The organism is Companilactobacillus versmoldensis DSM 14857 = KCTC 3814 (assembly GCF_001434295.1).
Lineage (GTDB): Bacteria > Bacillota > Bacilli > Lactobacillales > Lactobacillaceae > Companilactobacillus > Companilactobacillus versmoldensis.
Genome location: NZ_AZFA01000023.1, coordinates 1 through 18,290, shown reverse-complemented (window position 1 = coordinate 18,290; position 18,290 = coordinate 1). Strand labels below are relative to the sequence as shown.

Here is an 18,290-nt window from a genome sequence, read left to right as displayed (position 1 = left end):
ATGCGCCTATAGGTATTTAATAAATATCGACGGCATAGAAGTGAGAGGTTGCGACACGCCCGGCCGCTTTGCCACGGCAGAGCTGTTGGATATTTTCACGGAGCCGGTCATCTTGAAAGAGACAAAAAGGAGGTAACCCCATGGCAAGTCAAAAAATTCGCATTCGCTTGAAGGCTTACGAACATCGTATCCTAGATCAATCAGCTGACAAGATTGTGGAAACAGCAAAGAGAACTGGTGCTGAAATTTCAGGTCCAATTCCTTTACCAACAGAGCGTTCACTATATACAGTGTTAGCTTCACCACATAAGCATAAGGATTCTAGAGAACAATTCGAAATGCGTACACATAAAAGACTTATCGATGTTGTCAACCCAACAAAGAAGACAGTTGATTCACTTATGAAGTTGGATCTACCATCTGGTGTTGACATTGAAATTAAATTATAATCACAACAAATAAATTATTGGAGGTGCAAACATGGCCAGAAAAGGAATTCTTGGTAAGAAAATTGGAATGACTCAAATTTTCACTGAAAACGGCGAATTAGTTCCTGTTACAGTTGTTGAAGCAACACCTAATGTTGTTACACAAGTGAAAACAAACGAAACTGATGGTTATGAAGCTGTACAACTTGGCTTTGAAGACCGTCGTGAAGTTTTGACTAACAAGCCTGCCAAAGGTCATGCAGAAAAGGCAAACACAACTCCTAAACATTATACTCGCGAGTTCCGCGACGTTAATATGGGAGACTACGAATTAGGTGGAGAAGTTAAAGTAGATTCATTCAATTCAGGTGATATTGTCGACGTTACAGGTACAACTAAGGGACATGGAATGCAAGGTAACATTAAGAGATTTGGTCAAGCTAGAGGTCCAGAAACTCACGGTTCTAGATATCACCGTGTTGCTGGTTCAATGGGTGCCATCATCAACCGTGTATTTAAAGGTAAGATGCTTCCCGGAGTTATGGGTAACAATCGCGTGACAACACAAAACTTAGCAATTGTTAAAGTTGATGCAGATAAGAATGCCATCATGATCAAGGGTAATGTCCCTGGTGCAAACAATTCACTAGTTAAAATCCAAACAGCTGTTAAAGCTAATACAAAATAGGAAGGAGGAACTGAGTTATGACAAAAATCACAGCATATAAGAACAGCGGTGCTGAAAATGGTACTGTTGAAGCCAATGATTCAATCTTTGGTATTGAACCAAACAATAATGTAGTTACAGATGCTGTAATCATGCAACGTGCTACCTTAAGACAAGGTACACATGATGTTAAAAACCGCTCTGAAGTACGTGGTGGTGGAAAGAAACCATGGCGTCAAAAGGGAACAGGTCGTGCTCGTCAAGGATCAATCCGTTCACCACAATGGGTTGGCGGTGGTACTGTATTCGGTCCCACACCTAGATCTTACGCATACCATCTTCCTAGAAAAGTTAGCCGTTTAGCATTGAAGTCTGTACTTTCACAAAAAGCTGCTGATGGTAACATGATCGTTATCGACTCAATTTCATTCGACAAGCCAAGTACTAAATCATTTGCACAATTACTTAATCAAGTAGGTGCAGATGGAAAGGCTCTCGTAGTTCTTGAGGACGGAAATGACAATGCTGCTTTATCAGCTCGCAATATTGATAAAGTTACAGTTGTTGCACCAGAAGGTGTTAACGTTCTTGATGTTATCAATGCTAAGAAATTAGTAGTTACACAAGCAGCACTTTCTAAAATTGAGGAGGTGCTTGGATAATGAGTGCAAGAGACGTAATTATTCGCCCAGTTGTTACTGAAAACTCAATGGATTCAATGGCAGACAAGAAATACACATTTGATGTAGCTCTTGATGCAAACAAAGTTAATGTTAGACAATCTATTGAAGAAATTTTTGGCGTACAAGTTAAAAAAGTAAATATTATGAATGTTTCTGGTAAGAAGAAACGCCAAGGCCGTTATGTTGGTTTTACAGCAAAACGTCGTAAGGCTATTGTTACTCTTACTGAAGATTCAGATGAAATTAAGATTTTTGATGAAGAATAATTAAGGAGGACACATAATGGCGATTATCAAGTATAAACCAACCACAAACGGTCGTCGTAATATGACTGCTTCTGACTTTGCCGAGATTACTAAGAAATCTCCTGAAAAGACATTGTTAGATTCACAAAGTCATACTGCCGGTCGTAACTCATACGGTCACATTACTGTTCGTCACCGTGGTGGCGGTCATAAGCAACATTACCGTTTGGTTGATTTCAAACGTACAAAAGACAATGTAGTTGCAACAGTTAAGGCTATCGAATATGATCCTAACCGTACAGCTAACATCGCATTGCTACACTATTCAGATGGTGTTAAATCATATATCTTAGCTCCAAAGGGCCTTGAAGTTGGACAAAAAGTTCAATCAGGTGCTGATGCAGATATCAAACCAGGAAATGCTCTTCCACTTGAAAACATTCCAGTAGGTACTGTTTTACATAATGTTGAGTTAAAGCCTGGTAAAGGTGGTCAATTAGGCCGTTCTGCTGGTACATCTATCCAATTGCTTGGTAGAGATGGCAAGTACTCATTAGTACGTTTACCTTCAGGTGAAGTACGTATGATTCTTTCAACATGCCGTGCAAGTATCGGTGCTATTGGTAATGAACAACATGAATTAATTAAGATTGGTAAAGCTGGACGTAAACGCTGGATGGGCTTCAGACCTACAGTTCGTGGTTCAGTTATGAACCCTAACGATCACCCACATGGTGGTGGTGAAGGTAAAGCTCCTATCGGTCATCCATCACCATTATCACCATGGGGTAAGAAGACCTTGGGTAAGAAAACTCGTTCATCACATGCCAAATCTGAAAAGCTTATCGTTCGTCATAGAAAAGGTAAGTAATCATTTCGCAAGAATAATATAAGGAGGACATAAGATGAGTCGTAGTTTAAAAAAAGGACCATTTGCTGATGCACATCTTCTAAAGAAGATCGATGCACAAGCTGATTCAGAAAAGAAGTCAGTTATCAAGACATGGTCAAGACGTTCAACAATTTTTCCTAGTTTCGTAGGATTCACTATTGCAGTTCATGATGGGCGTAAGCATGTTCCAGTTTATATCCAAGAAGATATGGTTGGACACAAGTTGGGCGAATTCGTACCAACACGTACATTCCATGGACATGGAACTGACGATAAGAAAACAGCAGTAGCTAAGTAACAAGAAGGGAGACTAAATGATGGCAGAACAAGAAATTACATCTGCAACAGCCAGAGTGAAAAATGTTCGAATTGCACCTCGTAAGGCCCGCCTTGTTATTGATTTAATAAGAGGCAAAAATGCTGCCGAGGCACTTGCAATTTTGCAATTTACACCTAGAGCAGGCTCTCCTATTATTGCCAAAGCTCTTAAGTCAGCAATTGCAAACGCAGAACATAATTTTGATTTAGATGCACAAAGCCTAGTAGTTAGCGAAGCATTCGTTGACGAAGGACCAACTCTAAAACGTTTCCGTCCTAGAGCTAAAGGTTCAGCATCACCAATCAACAAGAGAACAAGTCACATTACAGTTGTAGTAACAGAAAAAGATTAGTATTGGAGGTAACTTGAGTGGGTCAAAAGATTAATCCAGTCGGATTCCGTGTAGGTGTTATCCGTGACTGGGATGCCAAATGGTATGCAGAAAAAGATTTTTCAAAATTCTTACATGAAGATCTTAAGATTCGTAAGTATATTGAAGACAGACTTTCAAATGCTTCAGTTTCAAGAATTGAAATTGAACGTACAGCAAAGAATGTCACAATTTCAATCCACACAGCTAAGCCAGGAATGGTAATTGGTAAAGGTGGTTCTGAAGTTGAAAAACTACGTAACGAACTAAATAAATTAGTTAACAGAAACATTCATATTAACATCATTGAAATTAAGAAACCTGATTTAGATGCTAAACTTGTCGGTGAAAACGTTGTGCGTCAACTTGAAGCACGTATCGCTTTCAGACGTGCACAGCGTCAAGCTATTCAACGTTCACGTCGTGCAGGTGCAAAAGGTATCAAGATCCAAATTTCTGGCCGTTTGAACGGTGCCGATATGGCTCGTAGAGAATGGAATACAGAAGGAACTGTTCCTCTACACACATTACGTGCAGATATTGATTATGCATGGGTTGAAGCAAAGACTCAATACGGTAACATCGGTGTAAAAACTTGGATCTACCGTGGCGAAATTCTTCCTGCAAAACCACAACATAATGATTCAAACAATAATGAAGGGAAAGGAGAATAATCTATGCTAGTACCAAAGCGTGTAAAGCACCGTCGTGAATTCCGTGGTAAGATGCGCGGAGAAGCAAAAGGTGGCAAGAACGTCGATTTTGGTGAATATGGCTTGAAAGCACTTGATTCAAGTTGGATCACAAATAGACAAATCGAAGCAGCTCGTGTTGCTATGACTCGTTACATGAAGCGTGGTGGTAAGGTTTGGATTAAAATCTTCCCTCACAAATCATACACTGCTAAGGGTGTTGGTGTTCGTATGGGTTCTGGTAAAGGTGCTCCTGCTGGATGGGTTGCCGTTGTTAAACGTGAAAAAGTCATGTTTGAAATCGGTGGCGTTCCTGAAGAAGTAGCTCGTGAAGCCTTAAGACTTGCATCAAACAAACTCCCTGTCAGAACTAAGTTCGTGAAAGCAGAGAAAGTAGGTGGCGCTGATGAAGGCTAGTGAAATCAAAGAGCTAACTGCTGCTGAGTTGCAAGACAAAGTAAAGCAATACAAAGAAGAATTATTTAACCTTCGTTTCCAACAAGCTACTGGTCAATTGGAAAACACAGCTCGTCTCAAAGCTGTCAGAAAAAATATTGCTAGATTAAGAACTGTTCAAAATCAAGTAAATAACGAAAAATAATAAACAGGAAGGGAGATATCACGTTGAGCGAAAAAGAAACTCGTAACAATCGTAAAGTATACCAAGGACGCGTTGTTTCAGATAAGATGGACAAAACAATTACTGTTGAAGTTTCAACTTACAAGAAGCACCCCGTTTATGGCAAACGTGTGAAATACTCAAAGAAGTACTACGTTCAAGACGAAAAGAACGAAGCTAAAAATGGCGATGTTGTTCGTATTATGGAAACTCGACCTTTGTCTAAGACAAAGCGCTTCCGTTTATTAGAAATCGTCGAAAAAGCAGTTATTATCTAGTATTAAATACTGATGAGAGGAGGACTAATAAGTGATTCAACAAGAAAGCCGTCTAAAAGTTGCAGATAATTCTGGAGCTCGTGAAATTCTAACTATTAAAGTTCTCGGTGGATCAAACCGTAAAACTGCCAATATTGGTGATGTGATTGTTGCTACTGTTAAACAAGCAACACCAGGTGGCGTTGTTAAAAAGGGTGACGTTGTTAAAGCCGTGATTGTAAGAACTGTATCAGGTGCACACCGTACAGATGGTTCTTACATCAGATTTGACGAAAATGCTGCAGTTATTATTAATGCTGATAAAACACCTAGAGGAACTCGTATCTTCGGACCTGTTGCTCGTGAACTACGTGATAACGATTATATGAAGATCGTTTCTCTAGCACCAGAAGTGCTATAAAAAGAACAATTAAATTCAGGAGGTGCTGAATAGTGTTTGTAAAAACTGGAGACAATGTCGAAATCATCACTGGTGATGATAAAGGTAAGCAAGGTGCAGTGTTAAAAGCTTTGCCTGCTGAAAACAAGGTCATCGTTAAAGGTGTTCATGTGGTTAAGAAGCATTCAAAACCAACGAACACACAACCACAAGGTGGAATCATTGATGTTGAAAGACCAATTAATGTAACAAACGTTAAAGTTGTTAAGGGCTCAGCCAAAAAGACAACTACAGCCAAAAAATCAACAAAATCAACTGATAAAAAAGAAGATAAGTAAGAAAGGAGAAAACTAAATGGTTAATGCATTAAAAGAAAGATATGTAAAAGACATCACACCATCAATGATGGAAAAATTCAATTACACATCTGTTATGCAAGCACCTAAGATCGAAAAAATCGTTCTTAACATGGGTGTTGGTGATGCAATTGCTAACTCAAAAAATCTTGACGAAGCCGTTGAAGAATTGGGCTTGATTGCTGGTCAAAAGCCTTTGATCACAAAAGCTAAGAAATCAATCGCTGGTTTCAGACTTCGTGAAGGCATGTCAATCGGTGCTAAAGTTACATTGCGTGGTGACCGTATGTATGACTTCTTAGACAAATTGATCAACGTTGCTTTACCTCGTGTTCGTGATTTCCGTGGTATCAGCACACGTTCATTCGATGGTCGTGGAAACTATACATTGGGTCTAAAAGAACAATTGGTTTTCCCAGAAATTGATTATGATAAAGTAAACAAGATTCGTGGTTTGGATATTGTTATTGTTACAACAGCCGAATCAGATGAAGAATCACGTGAACTTCTCACACAAATTGGAATGCCATTTACAAAATAAAGGAGGGTCATTAAATTGGCTAAGAAATCTCAAATAGTACGTAACCATAGACCAGCCAAGTTCTCATCACAAGAATATACACGTTGCGAACGTTGTGGCCGTCCACATTCTGTTTATCGCAAATTCAAGCTTTGCCGTATTTGCCTTCGTCAACTTGCTCATGAGGGTCAAATTCCTGGTATGAGAAAAGCTAGTTGGTAAGATTAACATTAAAAAGGAGGTAAATTAAATGGTAATGACAGATCCTATTGCAGATTACTTAACACGTATCCGCAACGCAAACATGGTTAAACATGATTCTCTTGAAGTGCCTGCTTCAAACATTAAGAAGAGCATGACAGAGATCTTGAAAAACGAAGGATTTATCAAGGACTACGAAGTCGTTGAAGACAACAAACAAGGTGTACTTCGTATTTTCCTTAAATATGGACAAGATCAACAACGCGTTATCTCTGGCTTGAAACGTATTTCAAGACCTGGTCTACGTAGCTATGTTGATGCTGATAATGTACCAAAGGTTCTTAACGGACTTGGTATTGCTATCATTTCAACTTCAAAAGGTGTAATTACTGATAAAGAAGCTCGTTCACAACACGTTGGTGGAGAAGTTCTCGCTTACGTTTGGTAATATTTTAGAAGATAAGGAGGTGCACGAATTTGAGTCGTATCGGTTTAAAAGTAATTGAAATTCCAGAAGGAGTTACAATTACACAAAAAGATGAAAACATTACTGTTAAAGGCCCTAAGGGTGAAATAACAAGACATTTTAATCCAGCTATCAAGCTTACAATCGAAGGTAACGAAGCTAAGTTCTCACGTGAAAGCGAAAATGATAAAGCTCTTCACGGAACAATGCGCGCTAACCTTAACAATATGGTTGTTGGTGTAACAGAAGGATTTGTGAAGAAACTTGAACTTAGAGGTGTTGGTTACCGTGCCCAAGTTAAGGGTACAAAACTTACTCTTACAGTTGGTTACTCACATCCTGTTGATATGGATGCTCCAGAAGGCATCAAGATCGAATCACCATCAAATACTGAAATCAATATTTCAGGTATCAGTAAGCAAGGCGTTGGTCAATTTGCTGCTGAGATCCGCGATGTACGTCCTCCAGAACCTTATAAAGGTAAAGGTATTCGTTATGTTGACGAATATGTACGTCGTAAAGAAGGTAAAACTGGTAAATAGTAAATAAATCTATGAGGTGAAAATTGTGATTACAAGACCAGACAAAAACAAAGCACGTCAAAAACGCCAAAAGCGCGTTCGTGCCAAAATCTCTGGTACTGCTGAGTGCCCACGCTTAAATGTGTTCCGTTCGAACAAAAACATTTACGCTCAAGTAATTGATGACGTAAAGGGTGTAACGCTAGCAAGTGCCTCAACTCTTGATAAAGAAATTAAAGATGGTTCAAAAGTTGAACAAGCTTCTGCTGTTGGTGCATTAATTGCACAAAGAGCAAAAGATGCTAAAATCAGTGACGTAGTCTTTGATCGTGCGGGTTACTTATACCATGGACGTATTCAAAGTCTTGCTGATGCAGCTCGTGAAAATGGGCTAAAATTCTAGAAGGAGGAAACCAAACTTATGACATATATCGACCCAACTCAATTAGAGTTAGAAGATCGCGTTGTTTCAATCAACCGTGTTACTAAAGTTGTTAAAGGTGGACGCCGTCTACGTTTTGCAGCCATCGTAATCGTCGGTGACAAAAATGGCCATGTTGGTTTCGGAACTGGTAAAGCTCAAGAAGTTCCTGAAGCTATTCGTAAAGCTGTTGAAGATGCTAAGAAAAACTTAATCAACGTACCAATGGTCGGATCAACAATTCCTCATGAAGTAATTGGTAGATTCGGTGCTGGTAAGATTATGTTGAAACCTGCTATTGAAGGTTCTGGTATTGCCGCTGGTGGTGCAGTTCGTGCCGTCATGGAATTATCTGGTGTTGGTGATGTAACAAGTAAATCACTTGGAAGAAACACACCAATCAATGTTATCCGTGCAACAATCGAAGGACTAAAACAAATTAAGACAGCTGAAACAGTTTCAGACATGCGTGGAGTTTCAGCGCAAAACTTGCGTAACTAGAAGAAAGGTGTGTAATAATGGCTAAACTTAAGATTACTCTTATTAGAAGTGCAGCTCACCGCCTTCCTGCTCAACGTAAAACTGTTAAAGAACTAGGACTCGGAAGAGTTAATAGTTCTGTTGTTAAGCCGGATGATCCTGCAATTCGCGGTGCTGTGTTAAAAATTGCTCATTTAGTTAGTGTTGAAGAAGTTAAAGATTAATAATTCATTCATAGATTAGGAGGTGCAAGAATGGAACTACATGAACTTAAACCTAGTGAAGGTTCAAGACATTCTAGAAAACGTTTAGGTCGTGGTACTTCAAGTGGTGTTGGTAAGACTGCTGGTCGTGGCCAAAAAGGTCAATTAGCTAGATCAGGTGGTAAGACACGTCTCGGTTTCGAAGGTGGACAAATGCCTTTATTCCGTCGTATGCCAAAACGTGGATTTAAGAATATCAACCGCAAAGAATATGCGATCGTAAACCTTAAAGACTTGAACAAGTTCAGCGATGGTGCTGAAGTAAATCTTCAAACATTGAAGGAAGCTGGAATCGTTAAAAAAGAATTTAACGGTGTTAAATTGCTTGCCAATGGTGAAGTAAAAGCTAAGTTAACTGTAAAGGTTGCTAAAAGCTCTGACGCCGCTACCAAAGCTATTGAAGCTGCTGGTGGCTCGGTCGAGGTGATCTAAATGTTTAGAACTATCAGAGATGCTCTAAAGGTTAAAGAAATTCGTCAAAAAATCTTCTTTACCCTTATGTTACTTGTGATTTATCGATTGGGATCACAAATTACTGTACCAGGTGTTAACGCCGCAGCAATGGACAAGGTCAGTTCTACTGGCCTAGTTCCATTGCTTGATACAGTTACTGGTGGTGGTTTATCAAACTACTCCATCTTCTCAATGGGTGTATCACCATTCATCACTGCTCAAATCGTTGTCCAATTGTTACAAATGGATATCGTTCCTAAGTTTGTTGAATGGAGTAAACAAGGTGAAGTTGGTCGTAGAAAACTGAACCAGGTAACAAGATATTTAACGATTGTGTTAGGATTTGTTCAATCAATCGGTATTACTGCTGGTTTTAATACTTTGAGTGGTTTAGGACTTGTTAAATCTCCTAATGCTCAAGCATTTATTACTATCGGTATTATCCTTACTGGTGGAACAATGTTACTGACTTGGATCGGTGAGCAAATCACTGATAAAGGTTTGGGTAACGGTGTATCAGTGATTATCTTCGCAGGTATTGTTGCTAGATTCCCTCAAGGAATTTACCAAATTTACCGTGATTATATTCAAAATGCTGGTGCAGGCGACCTTGCTAAAAATATTGGTTTTATCGTTGGATTAGTAATTCTCATTTTGATAGTTGTTCAATTTGTTACTTATGTACAACAAGCAACTCGTAGAATTCCAATTCAATATACAAGACGTGCTGCTGGTAGTGGTAGCGAAAGCTTTCTACCACTAAGAGTTAACGTCGCTGGTGTTATTCCAGTTATCTTCGCTAGTTCGTTTATTGTGACACCTCAAACAATTTTGATGGCGTTCCAAGCAAATCATAGTGGAGATTCATGGTACCAAGTACTATCAGAAATATTCAGTATGCAAACAACTACAGGATCACTACTTTATACGTTGTTGATTGTGTTATTTACATTCTTCTATGCATTCGTTCAAGTAAATCCTGAAAAGTTATCAGAAAACTTACAAAAACAAGGTGCATATATTCCAGCTGTATGGCCAGGAAATGAAACTGTTAAATTTATGAATGGTGTCTTACTTAGACTTTCTACAGTAGGTTCAATCTTCTTAGGTTTGGTTTCATTACTGCCATTACTTGCAGCTAACTTGTTCAGCCTACCTCAATCTATTGGTCTAGGTGGTACAAGTTTACTTATCATCGTTGGTGTTACAGTTGAGATGGATCGTCAATTAAGAGGTCTATTGATGAAACGTGAATACGTTGGGTTTATCAGATAAGTAGATTGTTGGGAGATGTAAAGAATGAACATTATATTGATGGGATTGCCTGGTGCTGGTAAAGGTACACAAGCAGAAAAAATTGTTGAAGATTTTGATATTGCCCATATTTCAACTGGCGATATGTTTAGACAGGCTATGGCTGACAAAACAAAAGTTGGACTTGATGCGAAAGCATATATTGACAAAGGTGAGTTAGTTCCCGATGAAGTAACAGAGTCGATTGTTGAAGAACGTTTAGGCAAAGACGATGTTCAAAAGAGTGGATACATGCTAGATGGTTTTCCAAGAACAATTGATCAGGCAAATGCTTTACAGACAATTGCAAAAAATGTAAATAAGCCGATCGATGGTGTAATATATATAGATGTTAAACCAGAAGTTCTTGTAGAACGTTTATCTGGACGTTATATCTGCAAAAATTGTGGCGCAACTTATCACAAAATCTATAATCCAACAAAGGTTGAAGGAACTTGTGACGTTTGCGGTGGTCATGAATTTTACCAACGTGACGATGACAAACCTGAGACAGTTAAGAACAGATTAAAAGTTAACATCGAAATGAATACTCCACTAATTGATTTTTATGATAAGTTGAACTTGTTACATAAGATCAATGGTGAGCAAGAAATTGATGATGTGTATAAAGAAGTTAAAAAGGTTTTACAAAGTCTGTAAGACTTTTTAGCATTCGTTTGTTTACTTTTTGCGTGGAATATTGTATAATTTTGCGCTGTACGCAAATGAATTTATCCCGATTATCATTGGAGGTTAATATCTTTGGCAAAAGATGATGTCATTGAAGTAGAAGGTACGATTTCAGAAACATTGCCAAACGCAATGTTTAAGGTGAAACTTGAAAATGGCGCTACAGTTCTAGCCCATGTGTCAGGTAAAATCCGTATGCACTATATTAGAATTTTGCCCGGCGATAAGGTCACTGTTGAATTGTCACCTTATGATTTAACCAAGGGAAGAATTACATATAGATATAGATAATAAAGTATTTTAATGGAATGGAGGTTCCACAATATGAAAGTAAGACCATCCGTTAAACCTATGTGTGAACACTGTAAAGTAATCAAGAGACGCGGTCGCGTTATGATTATTTGCTCTGCAGATCCAAAACACAAACAAAGACAAGGATAATATAAATAGGAGGTGCAATTAAATGGCTCGTATAGCAGGTGTAGATTTACCTCGTGATAAGAGAATCGTTATTGCCTTAACTTACATTTTTGGTATTGGCAATACTACTGCACAAAAAGTGCTTAAAGATGCTGACGTTTCAGAAGACGTCCGTACTAGAGATTTAACTCCTGACCAAGAAGAAAAGATCCGTTCAGAAATCGACAAGATTCCTGTTGAAGGTGACTTGCGTCGTGAGACAAGCATGAACATTAAGAGACTTCAAGAAATTGGTTCATACCGTGGTATGAGACATCGTCGTGGTTTACCAGTTAGAGGTCAAAACACAAAGAATAACGCTAGAACTCGTAAAGGCAAGAAAGTTTCTATTGCCGGTAAGAAAAAGTAGGATAGGAGGTTAATTCATGGCACAAAATAAAGGTCGTAAACGCCGTACTAAGAAACATATTGAAGCTGGAGTTGCTCATATCCATTCAACTTTCAATAACACACTAGTTATGATCACTGATGTTAACGGTAATGCCGTTTCATGGTCATCTGCTGGTGCACTTGGATTCAAGGGAAGCCGTAAGTCAACTCCATTTGCTGCACAAATGGCTGGAGAAGCAGCTGCTAAAGAATCAATGGAACATGGTATGAAAACAGTTGAAGTAGCTGTCAAAGGACCTGGTTCTGGTCGTGAAGCCGCAATTCGTTCATTACAATCTACTGGATTGGAAATCACTGCAATTCGCGACGTCACACCAGTTCCACATAATGGCTCACGTCCTCCAAAGCGTCGTCGTGTATAGAATGGTTTTATACCCATATGAACTAAGCTACACACATTTCGTTTTGAAAGGGGAACTAACCGAATGATCGAATTTGAAAAGCCAACCATTACACCTGTTGAAGAAAGTAATGATCATGGTAAATATATTATTGAACCGTTAGAAAGAGGATACGGTACAACACTTGGTAATTCTTTACGTCGTGTTTTACTTGCATCATTACCTGGTACAGCGGTTTCTGATATTCAAATAGATGGTGTCTTGCATGAATTTTTTGCAATTGATGGTGTTATCGAAGATGTCACACAAATCGTGTTGAACATTAAGAAACTTTCATTGAAGTCTTATGCAGAAGAAGGTAGTTTAAAGGCTGAGATCGATATCTCTGGTCCTGCTACTATTACTGCAAAAGATATTCAAGCAGACGATGATTTAGAGATCCTTGACCCTGAACAATATATTTGTACAGTCGCTGAGGGTGGACATTTCCATATGCAAATGACAATTACAAATGGTCGTGGATATACTCCTGCAGAACAAAATAAAACCGACGAAACACCAATTGGTGTTTTACCTGTTGACTCAATTTTCACTCCCGTGGAAAAAGTTAACTATCAAGTTGAAAATACTCGTGTGGGTAAAAGAAACGACTTCGATAAATTGACAATCGATATCTGGACAAATGGTTCCATTGGTCCTAGAGAAGCTATTAGTTTGTCTGCTAAGATCCTTACAGAACATTTAACAAGTTTTGTAAATCTTACCGAAGAAGCTAAAAGTGCCGACATGATGATTGAAAAAGAAGAAACACAAAAAGAAAAGAAGCTTGAGATGACTATTGAAGAACTTGATTTATCAGTTCGTTCATATAATTGTTTGAAGCGTGCCGGTATTAATACGGTACAAGAGCTTACTGAAAAAACTGAAGCTGATATGATGCGTGTTCGTAACTTAGGACGTAAGTCATTGGTTGAAGTTAAAGAGAAGCTTTCCGATCTTGGATTATCATTAAAGCAAGAAGATTAATATCAAATTCAAACAGGAGGTAAACACATGGGCTACCGTAAATTAGGACGTACAAGTTCTCAAAGAAAAGCAATGTTACGCGATTTAACTACTGATTTAATCATTAATGAACGTATTGTTACAACTCAAACTCGTGCCAAGGAAATCAGCCGTACAACTGAAAAAATGGTTACCTTAGGTAAACGTGGCGACTTGCATGCACGTCGTTTAGCAGCTGCATACGTTAGAGATGAAGTTGCCAACATTACTGAAGATGATGATGCAGTTGTTGTTCAATCAGCACTTCAAAAGTTATTCAGTGATATTGCCCCACGTTACAAAGAACGTAACGGAGGATACACACGTATCTTGAAGACTGCACCACGCCGTGGCGATGCTGCACCTATGGTTATTATTGAATTAGTTTAATAATAAGTTTCATTAATAAAAAATCAGTCATTCTGATAAATTAGTGAGTGTTAAGATGATGGTTATTTGGTAACTAAGTCTATCTCTGAGATCCTTGGAAACGGGGACACTAATTTGTCGAATGATTTTTTTTTACCTAAAAGGTGAACAGATGACAAATATAATTTCAATCAAAGATGTTTATTATAAGTATCCTGGTTCTGAGGTATATGCAATAAATGGAATCAGCCTAGACATTCAAAAAAACCAATGGCTTTCAATCGTTGGAAAAAATGGTAGTGGAAAAACTACGTTGACTAGATTGATCGATGGGCTGGAAGAGTCCGAGTCCGGTTCGATCGCTATTGATGGGGTAATCTCAGATGAACAAACAATTTGGGAGGCAAGAAAGAAGATAGGCATCGTCTTTCAAAACCCTGATCACCAATTTGTTGGTGCCACTGTCGAAGATGATGTGGCTTTTGGACTTGAAAATCAAGGTATGCCACGTGAACAAATGGTCGAGTCTGTTGATCGAGCATTGGCAATGGTTGATATGCAAGATTATAAAAAGCGTGACCCACAGTCTCTTTCTGGTGGGCAAAAACAGCGTGTGGCGATTGCCGGTGTCTTGGCCATTCAACCACAAATCATTATTATGGATGAATCGACTAGCATGTTGGATCCCGATGGGCGTAAAACTGTCATTAATTTGATTGAAGAATTACGATCTAAACAAGATCTAACAGTTATTTCCATTACTCATGATATTGAAGAGACACAACTTTCTGATAGAATTATAGTATTGAACTCTGGTAAGGTCGTTAAGGATACGACTCCTGCTGAGCTGTACAATTTAAGAGGACAATTACAGGAGTATGGGTTGGAAGAGCCATTCACCAATCTCGTGGCCGAGAACTTGACTGATGTTATCGACTTTAAAGGCTATATTGACGAGAAAGGATTAATAGATCAATTATGCAAATTGAATTCAAACACGTAACTCATTCATATGAATCTAATAATCCTATGTCAGGTTTAGGACTAGCTGATGTATCCTGTACGATCAATAGCGGTAAATTTACCGCTATTGTTGGAAAAACTGGTAGTGGGAAGTCAACTTTAGTTCGGCATATCAATGCTTTATTGAAACCCACTAGTGGCGAGATATTAGTCGGCGAGCGAAAAATCACTTCTGAAACCAACAACAAGAATCTTAAGCCATTACGTAAAAATGTTGGTATGGTATTTCAATTTCCCGAAAGCCAGTTATTTGAAGATACCGTTGAAAAAGATATCATGTTTGGGCCACAGAATTTTGGGGTACCTGAAAAAGACGCTAAAGAGGCTGCACAAGAGATGATTGATGTTGTTGGCCTTGGTTCTGAGTATTTACAAAAATCGCCATTTGACCTTTCAGGAGGCCAAATGAGACGTGTTGCGATTGCTGGTGTACTTGCCAGTGATCCGGAAACCATTATTTTGGATGAGCCAACTGCAGGATTAGATCCAGTTGGTCGTAAGGAAATTATGGATTTGTTTAAAGAGCAACAAAAAAATGGCAAAACAATTATCTTGATCACTCACAACATGGATGATGTGGCTAACTATGCTGATGAGATGATGGTCATGCATGATAGTCAGATCGTGGCCTCTGGAACTCCTAAGGCAGTTTTCAATGATCAAGAGCTGTTGGATAAGAATTATTTAACTTTACCTCAGAGTGCCATTTTTGCCCAAAAATTACAGGCAAAGAATTTTCATTTTGATCAGTTACCAATTACAATCAGTGAACTAACTACTGAAATAAAACAACAAATTCACGGTGATTAAATGGACAAGCTAATAATAGGACGCTATTTGCCGGGGGATTCGCTGATCTATCGATTAGATCCCCGGGTTAAATTTCTAATTACTTTTTACTTCATTGGAATAGTATTTTTAGCCAATAACGTGGCCTCTTACGCATTTTTGATGGTTTTTGTCTTATTTGCTGTCCTGGTTTCAAAGGTGAATTTCATATTTTTCATCAAGGGATTGCGACCGATGTTTTGGTTGATCCTGTTCACGGTTGTGCTGCAAGCTTTCTTTACTCCAAGCAATCACCCAATTTGGCATTGGAGTTTTCTGACATTATCCAAAGAGGGCTTGGTCATTGCCACATACATCTTCATGCGTTTTATCCTAATTATTTTTATATCGACGTTGTTGACTTTGACGACGACACCAATCGAGATATCAGATTCAATCGAGAGCATTTTAAAACCTTTACGGGTCATTAAATTCCCCGTTACACAGGTAGCTTTAATGTTGTCGATTGCATTACGGTTCGTGCCGTTATTGATCGATGAGACAACGAAGATCATGGATGCACAAAGAGCTCGTGGCGTTGACTTTGGTGAAGGTGGATTGATCAAACGGATCAAGGCATTCGTGCCGATCTTGATCCCACTGTTCGTCAGCAGTTTTTCGATTGCCTACGATTTAGCCATTGCTATGGAGTCACGTGGTTATAAAGATGGACAAGGCCGGAGCAAATATCGTGTTTTGCAGTGGTCGATGCGTGACAATTGGACGATTGTTTTCATGGCTGGTGTGACGATTATTTTATTATTCTTACGGAGTTACTAAATGACAAGATACAAGTTGACCATCGCTTATGATGGTGCAAAGTTTCACGGCTTTCAGAGTCAGCCGAACTTAAGAACAGTTCAGGGCGTAATTGAGAAAGCTTTATCGAAGATGACTAAGGGAAAAGAAATCATTCTTGTAGGTTCCGGTCGTACGGATGCTGGTGTGCATGCCTATGGACAAGTTATCCATTTCGACTATCCTGGGTATATTCCCGCTGAAAATATGCTGAAGGCTATCAATTCATTGATGCCCTTAGATATCGTGGTCAAAGACTCACAGATTGTCGACGAAGATTTCCATGCTCGTTACGGCGTCAAACGTAAGACTTATTTATATCGTGTTGATTGTGGACATTATACGGATCCATTCAAAAGATTCTATGCTGGTCATTATTCTTATTCTTATGACCTCGAAAAGATTCAAACCGCCTTGAAGGATTTGATAGGTGAGCATGATTTTTCGAGTTTTGCTGCATCTGGTGGCGTGATCGAAAACAAGGTCAGGACGATCTATGAGGCTCAAGTTAAGTACTTACCAGATGAGAATGAATTGGTTTTTGAATTTACTGGCAATGGATTCTTATATAATATGGTTCGCATATTAGTTGCTACTGTTTTAGAAATTGGTAGTGGTAGACGTCCGGTCCATGACTTTATTAGATTATTTGAAGTCAAGGATCGTCAAGAGGCACGTGGAACAGCACCAGCCAATGGACTTTATTTAAAAAAAGTTTTTTATGATTAAAATCATGTTTCTGATGTTGACTTATCGGGTAATACCAAGTATTATTGTAGCTGGTATTGTTTGCCCCACGATAAGCCCCGGAATCTTATTGAGTGTCAAACAGACAATGAACTGGAGGAAAACAAATGCGTACAACACCATTAGCAAAAGCAAATGAAGTTGATCGTAAATGGTATGTGGTTGATGCAACTGACGTAGTTCTTGGTAGAATTTCATCAGTTGTTGCAGCTATTCTTAGAGGTAAGAACAAGCCAACATACACACCAAACGTTGATACAGGTGATAATGTTATTATCATCAATGCAGAAAAAGTTAAATTAACAGGTAAGAAAGCTAAGAAAAAGATCTACTATACTCATTCAGACCACCCAGGTGGGTTGAAGAGCATTAGCGCTGGTGAAAAGAGAGATAAGACACCAGAACTATTTATTGAAGATTCTATTCGCGGCATGTTGCCACACAACAGTCTTGGACGTCAACAAATCAAGAAGTTGCATATCTATGCAGGTTCAGAACATGGCAACCAAGCACAAAATCCAGAAATGTTGGATATCAACAAACTAGTTTAAGGAGGAAAACATTTTGGCAGAAGTAAATTATGCTGGAACAGGCCGTCGTAAAGATTCAGTTGCACGTGTTCGTTTAGTTCCAGGAAACGGTAAGATTACTATCAACAAACGTGATGTCAAAGATTACATTCCTTTCGACAATTTGATTGCTGATATGAAACAACCTTTGGACATTACTGAAACAGGCGCTAACTACGACGTTATTGCTAACGTTAATGGTGGTGGCTTCTCAGGACAAGCTGGAGCAATCAGACATGGTATTGCTAGAGCACTTCTAAACGTAGATCCTGATTTCAGATCTGCACTTAAGAGTGCCGGCTTCTTAACACGTGACCCTCGTATGAAGGAACGTAAGAAACCAGGTCTTAAGAAAGCTCGTAAAGCTTCACAATTCTCAAAACGTTAATACAATCTCGAATATTACATTTTGTACACCTATCCTTATGGATGGGTGTTTTTTTAATTGGCTCTAAGTCAAATCGT

The 18,290-nt window shown here is 38.8% G+C and carries 35 protein-coding genes; all 35 read left to right on the top strand.

Translation table 11 applies throughout. From position 1 onward, the window contains the following. Positions 1 to 140 precede the first annotated feature (140 nt). The 35 genes from rpsJ to rpsI all read left to right on the top strand — a co-directional run bounded on the left by rpsJ (position 141) and on the right by rpsI (position 18,213). On the top strand, positions 141 to 449 hold the full coding sequence (gene rpsJ, locus FC27_RS09755; protein WP_010624926.1) for a 30S ribosomal protein S10: 309 nt from the start codon (positions 141 to 143) through the stop codon (positions 447 to 449). A 31-nt stretch (positions 450 to 480) separates the two neighbouring features. Then, the gene (gene rplC / locus FC27_RS09750) at positions 481 to 1,116 is read left to right on the top strand and encodes a 50S ribosomal protein L3 (protein ID WP_010624925.1); all 636 of its coding nucleotides are present in this window, start codon (positions 481 to 483) and stop codon (positions 1,114 to 1,116) included. A 17-nt stretch (positions 1,117 to 1,133) separates the two neighbouring features. Beyond that, the gene (rplD, locus tag FC27_RS09745; RefSeq protein WP_010624924.1) at positions 1,134 to 1,757 is read left to right on the top strand and encodes a 50S ribosomal protein L4; all 624 of its coding nucleotides are present in this window, start codon (positions 1,134 to 1,136) and stop codon (positions 1,755 to 1,757) included. Beyond that, positions 1,757 to 2,044: a 50S ribosomal protein L23 gene (rplW, locus tag FC27_RS09740; protein ID WP_010624923.1), complete on the top strand. Its 288-nt coding sequence runs from the start codon at positions 1,757 to 1,759 to the stop codon at positions 2,042 to 2,044. The genes rplD and rplW overlap by 1 nt, the downstream gene beginning before the upstream one ends. A gap of 16 nt (positions 2,045 to 2,060) precedes the next feature. Next, complete coding sequence (gene rplB / locus FC27_RS09735; RefSeq protein WP_010624922.1) at positions 2,061 to 2,894, top strand: 50S ribosomal protein L2; 834 nt, start codon at positions 2,061 to 2,063, stop codon at positions 2,892 to 2,894. Between the two features lie 34 nt (positions 2,895 to 2,928). Beyond that, entirely contained in the window at positions 2,929 to 3,213 is a 285-nt protein-coding gene (rpsS, locus tag FC27_RS09730) for a 30S ribosomal protein S19 (protein WP_010624921.1), read from the top strand. Between the two features lie 19 nt (positions 3,214 to 3,232). Beyond that, complete coding sequence (rplV, locus tag FC27_RS09725; RefSeq protein WP_010624920.1) at positions 3,233 to 3,586, top strand: 50S ribosomal protein L22; 354 nt, start codon at positions 3,233 to 3,235, stop codon at positions 3,584 to 3,586. A 17-nt stretch (positions 3,587 to 3,603) separates the two neighbouring features. Then, the gene (rpsC, locus tag FC27_RS09720; RefSeq protein WP_010624919.1) at positions 3,604 to 4,278 is read left to right on the top strand and encodes a 30S ribosomal protein S3; all 675 of its coding nucleotides are present in this window, start codon (positions 3,604 to 3,606) and stop codon (positions 4,276 to 4,278) included. Positions 4,279 to 4,281: 3 nt separating this feature from the next. Beyond that, a complete protein-coding gene (rplP, locus tag FC27_RS09715) occupies positions 4,282 to 4,713 on the top strand; it encodes a 50S ribosomal protein L16 (protein WP_010624918.1) in 432 nt (143 codons plus the stop codon). Continuing rightward, entirely contained in the window at positions 4,703 to 4,897 is a 195-nt protein-coding gene (rpmC, locus tag FC27_RS09710; protein WP_010624917.1) for a 50S ribosomal protein L29, read from the top strand. Before rplP ends, rpmC begins: the two co-directional genes overlap by 11 nt. Positions 4,898 to 4,920: 23 nt before the next feature. Further along, the gene (rpsQ, locus tag FC27_RS09705; protein ID WP_010624916.1) at positions 4,921 to 5,193 is read left to right on the top strand and encodes a 30S ribosomal protein S17; all 273 of its coding nucleotides are present in this window, start codon (positions 4,921 to 4,923) and stop codon (positions 5,191 to 5,193) included. A gap of 31 nt (positions 5,194 to 5,224) precedes the next feature. After that, entirely contained in the window at positions 5,225 to 5,593 is a 369-nt protein-coding gene (rplN, locus tag FC27_RS09700; RefSeq protein ID WP_010624915.1) for a 50S ribosomal protein L14, read from the top strand. Positions 5,594 to 5,625: 32 nt separating this feature from the next. Beyond that, positions 5,626 to 5,910 carry a 50S ribosomal protein L24 gene (gene rplX, locus FC27_RS09695; RefSeq protein ID WP_010624914.1) on the top strand — a complete coding sequence of 95 codons (285 nt, stop codon included), beginning with the start codon at positions 5,626 to 5,628 and terminating at the stop codon, positions 5,908 to 5,910. Positions 5,911 to 5,926: 16 nt separating this feature from the next. After that, a complete protein-coding gene (gene rplE, locus FC27_RS09690) occupies positions 5,927 to 6,469 on the top strand; it encodes a 50S ribosomal protein L5 (RefSeq protein ID WP_010624913.1) in 543 nt (180 codons plus the stop codon). Positions 6,470 to 6,484: 15 nt separating this feature from the next. Continuing rightward, positions 6,485 to 6,670, top strand: a complete 186-nt coding sequence (locus FC27_RS11655; RefSeq protein ID WP_010624912.1) for a type Z 30S ribosomal protein S14 — start codon at positions 6,485 to 6,487, stop codon at positions 6,668 to 6,670. Positions 6,671 to 6,698: 28 nt separating this feature from the next. Then, positions 6,699 to 7,097: a 30S ribosomal protein S8 gene (gene rpsH / locus FC27_RS09685; protein WP_010624911.1), complete on the top strand. Its 399-nt coding sequence runs from the start codon at positions 6,699 to 6,701 to the stop codon at positions 7,095 to 7,097. A gap of 29 nt (positions 7,098 to 7,126) precedes the next feature. Further along, a complete protein-coding gene (rplF, locus tag FC27_RS09680) occupies positions 7,127 to 7,657 on the top strand; it encodes a 50S ribosomal protein L6 (RefSeq protein WP_010624910.1) in 531 nt (176 codons plus the stop codon). A 16-nt stretch (positions 7,658 to 7,673) separates the two neighbouring features. Continuing rightward, the gene (rplR, locus tag FC27_RS09675) at positions 7,674 to 8,039 is read left to right on the top strand and encodes a 50S ribosomal protein L18 (RefSeq protein WP_029508208.1); all 366 of its coding nucleotides are present in this window, start codon (positions 7,674 to 7,676) and stop codon (positions 8,037 to 8,039) included. Positions 8,040 to 8,057: 18 nt separating this feature from the next. Beyond that, positions 8,058 to 8,558: a 30S ribosomal protein S5 gene (rpsE, locus tag FC27_RS09670; protein ID WP_010624908.1), complete on the top strand. Its 501-nt coding sequence runs from the start codon at positions 8,058 to 8,060 to the stop codon at positions 8,556 to 8,558. A 17-nt stretch (positions 8,559 to 8,575) separates the two neighbouring features. Beyond that, entirely contained in the window at positions 8,576 to 8,761 is a 186-nt protein-coding gene (rpmD, locus tag FC27_RS09665; protein ID WP_010624907.1) for a 50S ribosomal protein L30, read from the top strand. A 30-nt stretch (positions 8,762 to 8,791) separates the two neighbouring features. Continuing rightward, a complete protein-coding gene (gene rplO, locus FC27_RS09660) occupies positions 8,792 to 9,232 on the top strand; it encodes a 50S ribosomal protein L15 (protein ID WP_010624906.1) in 441 nt (146 codons plus the stop codon). Beyond that, complete coding sequence (secY, locus tag FC27_RS09655) at positions 9,233 to 10,528, top strand: preprotein translocase subunit SecY (RefSeq protein ID WP_010624905.1); 1,296 nt, start codon at positions 9,233 to 9,235, stop codon at positions 10,526 to 10,528. A 24-nt stretch (positions 10,529 to 10,552) separates the two neighbouring features. Continuing rightward, a complete protein-coding gene (locus tag FC27_RS09650) occupies positions 10,553 to 11,206 on the top strand; it encodes an adenylate kinase (RefSeq protein WP_010624904.1) in 654 nt (217 codons plus the stop codon). Positions 11,207 to 11,308: 102 nt separating this feature from the next. Then, positions 11,309 to 11,527 carry a translation initiation factor IF-1 gene (gene infA / locus FC27_RS09645; protein WP_010624903.1) on the top strand — a complete coding sequence of 73 codons (219 nt, stop codon included), beginning with the start codon at positions 11,309 to 11,311 and terminating at the stop codon, positions 11,525 to 11,527. Positions 11,528 to 11,560: 33 nt separating this feature from the next. Continuing rightward, positions 11,561 to 11,677, top strand: coding sequence for a 50S ribosomal protein L36 (gene rpmJ, locus FC27_RS09640; protein WP_010624902.1), 117 nt, complete (start codon positions 11,561 to 11,563; stop codon positions 11,675 to 11,677). Positions 11,678 to 11,699: 22 nt separating this feature from the next. Next, positions 11,700 to 12,065 carry a 30S ribosomal protein S13 gene (rpsM, locus tag FC27_RS09635; protein WP_010624901.1) on the top strand — a complete coding sequence of 122 codons (366 nt, stop codon included), beginning with the start codon at positions 11,700 to 11,702 and terminating at the stop codon, positions 12,063 to 12,065. 16 nt (positions 12,066 to 12,081) lie between these two features. After that, positions 12,082 to 12,468 (top strand): 30S ribosomal protein S11, encoded by a 387-nt coding sequence (gene rpsK / locus FC27_RS09630; RefSeq protein ID WP_010624900.1) that lies wholly within the window; start codon positions 12,082 to 12,084, stop codon positions 12,466 to 12,468. Positions 12,469 to 12,531: 63 nt separating this feature from the next. Continuing rightward, complete coding sequence (locus tag FC27_RS09625; protein ID WP_010624899.1) at positions 12,532 to 13,473, top strand: DNA-directed RNA polymerase subunit alpha; 942 nt, start codon at positions 12,532 to 12,534, stop codon at positions 13,471 to 13,473. Between the two features lie 27 nt (positions 13,474 to 13,500). Continuing rightward, complete coding sequence (gene rplQ / locus FC27_RS09620) at positions 13,501 to 13,881, top strand: 50S ribosomal protein L17 (RefSeq protein WP_010624898.1); 381 nt, start codon at positions 13,501 to 13,503, stop codon at positions 13,879 to 13,881. 151 nt (positions 13,882 to 14,032) lie between these two features. Then, positions 14,033 to 14,863, top strand: coding sequence for an energy-coupling factor transporter ATPase (locus FC27_RS09615; RefSeq protein ID WP_029508207.1), 831 nt, complete (start codon positions 14,033 to 14,035; stop codon positions 14,861 to 14,863). Beyond that, positions 14,839 to 15,693 (top strand): energy-coupling factor ABC transporter ATP-binding protein, encoded by an 855-nt coding sequence (locus FC27_RS09610; RefSeq protein ID WP_010624896.1) that lies wholly within the window; start codon positions 14,839 to 14,841, stop codon positions 15,691 to 15,693. Before FC27_RS09615 ends, FC27_RS09610 begins: the two co-directional genes overlap by 25 nt. Further along, positions 15,694 to 16,491: an energy-coupling factor transporter transmembrane component T family protein gene (locus tag FC27_RS09605; protein ID WP_010624895.1), complete on the top strand. Its 798-nt coding sequence runs from the start codon at positions 15,694 to 15,696 to the stop codon at positions 16,489 to 16,491. Further along, positions 16,492 to 17,238, top strand: a complete 747-nt coding sequence (gene truA / locus FC27_RS09600) for a tRNA pseudouridine(38-40) synthase TruA (RefSeq protein ID WP_010624894.1) — start codon at positions 16,492 to 16,494, stop codon at positions 17,236 to 17,238. Between the two features lie 125 nt (positions 17,239 to 17,363). Beyond that, a complete protein-coding gene (gene rplM, locus FC27_RS09595; RefSeq protein WP_010624893.1) occupies positions 17,364 to 17,807 on the top strand; it encodes a 50S ribosomal protein L13 in 444 nt (147 codons plus the stop codon). Positions 17,808 to 17,820: 13 nt separating this feature from the next. Further along, positions 17,821 to 18,213 carry a 30S ribosomal protein S9 gene (gene rpsI / locus FC27_RS09590; RefSeq protein WP_010624892.1) on the top strand — a complete coding sequence of 131 codons (393 nt, stop codon included), beginning with the start codon at positions 17,821 to 17,823 and terminating at the stop codon, positions 18,211 to 18,213. The last annotated feature ends 77 nt before the right edge of the window (positions 18,214 to 18,290 follow it).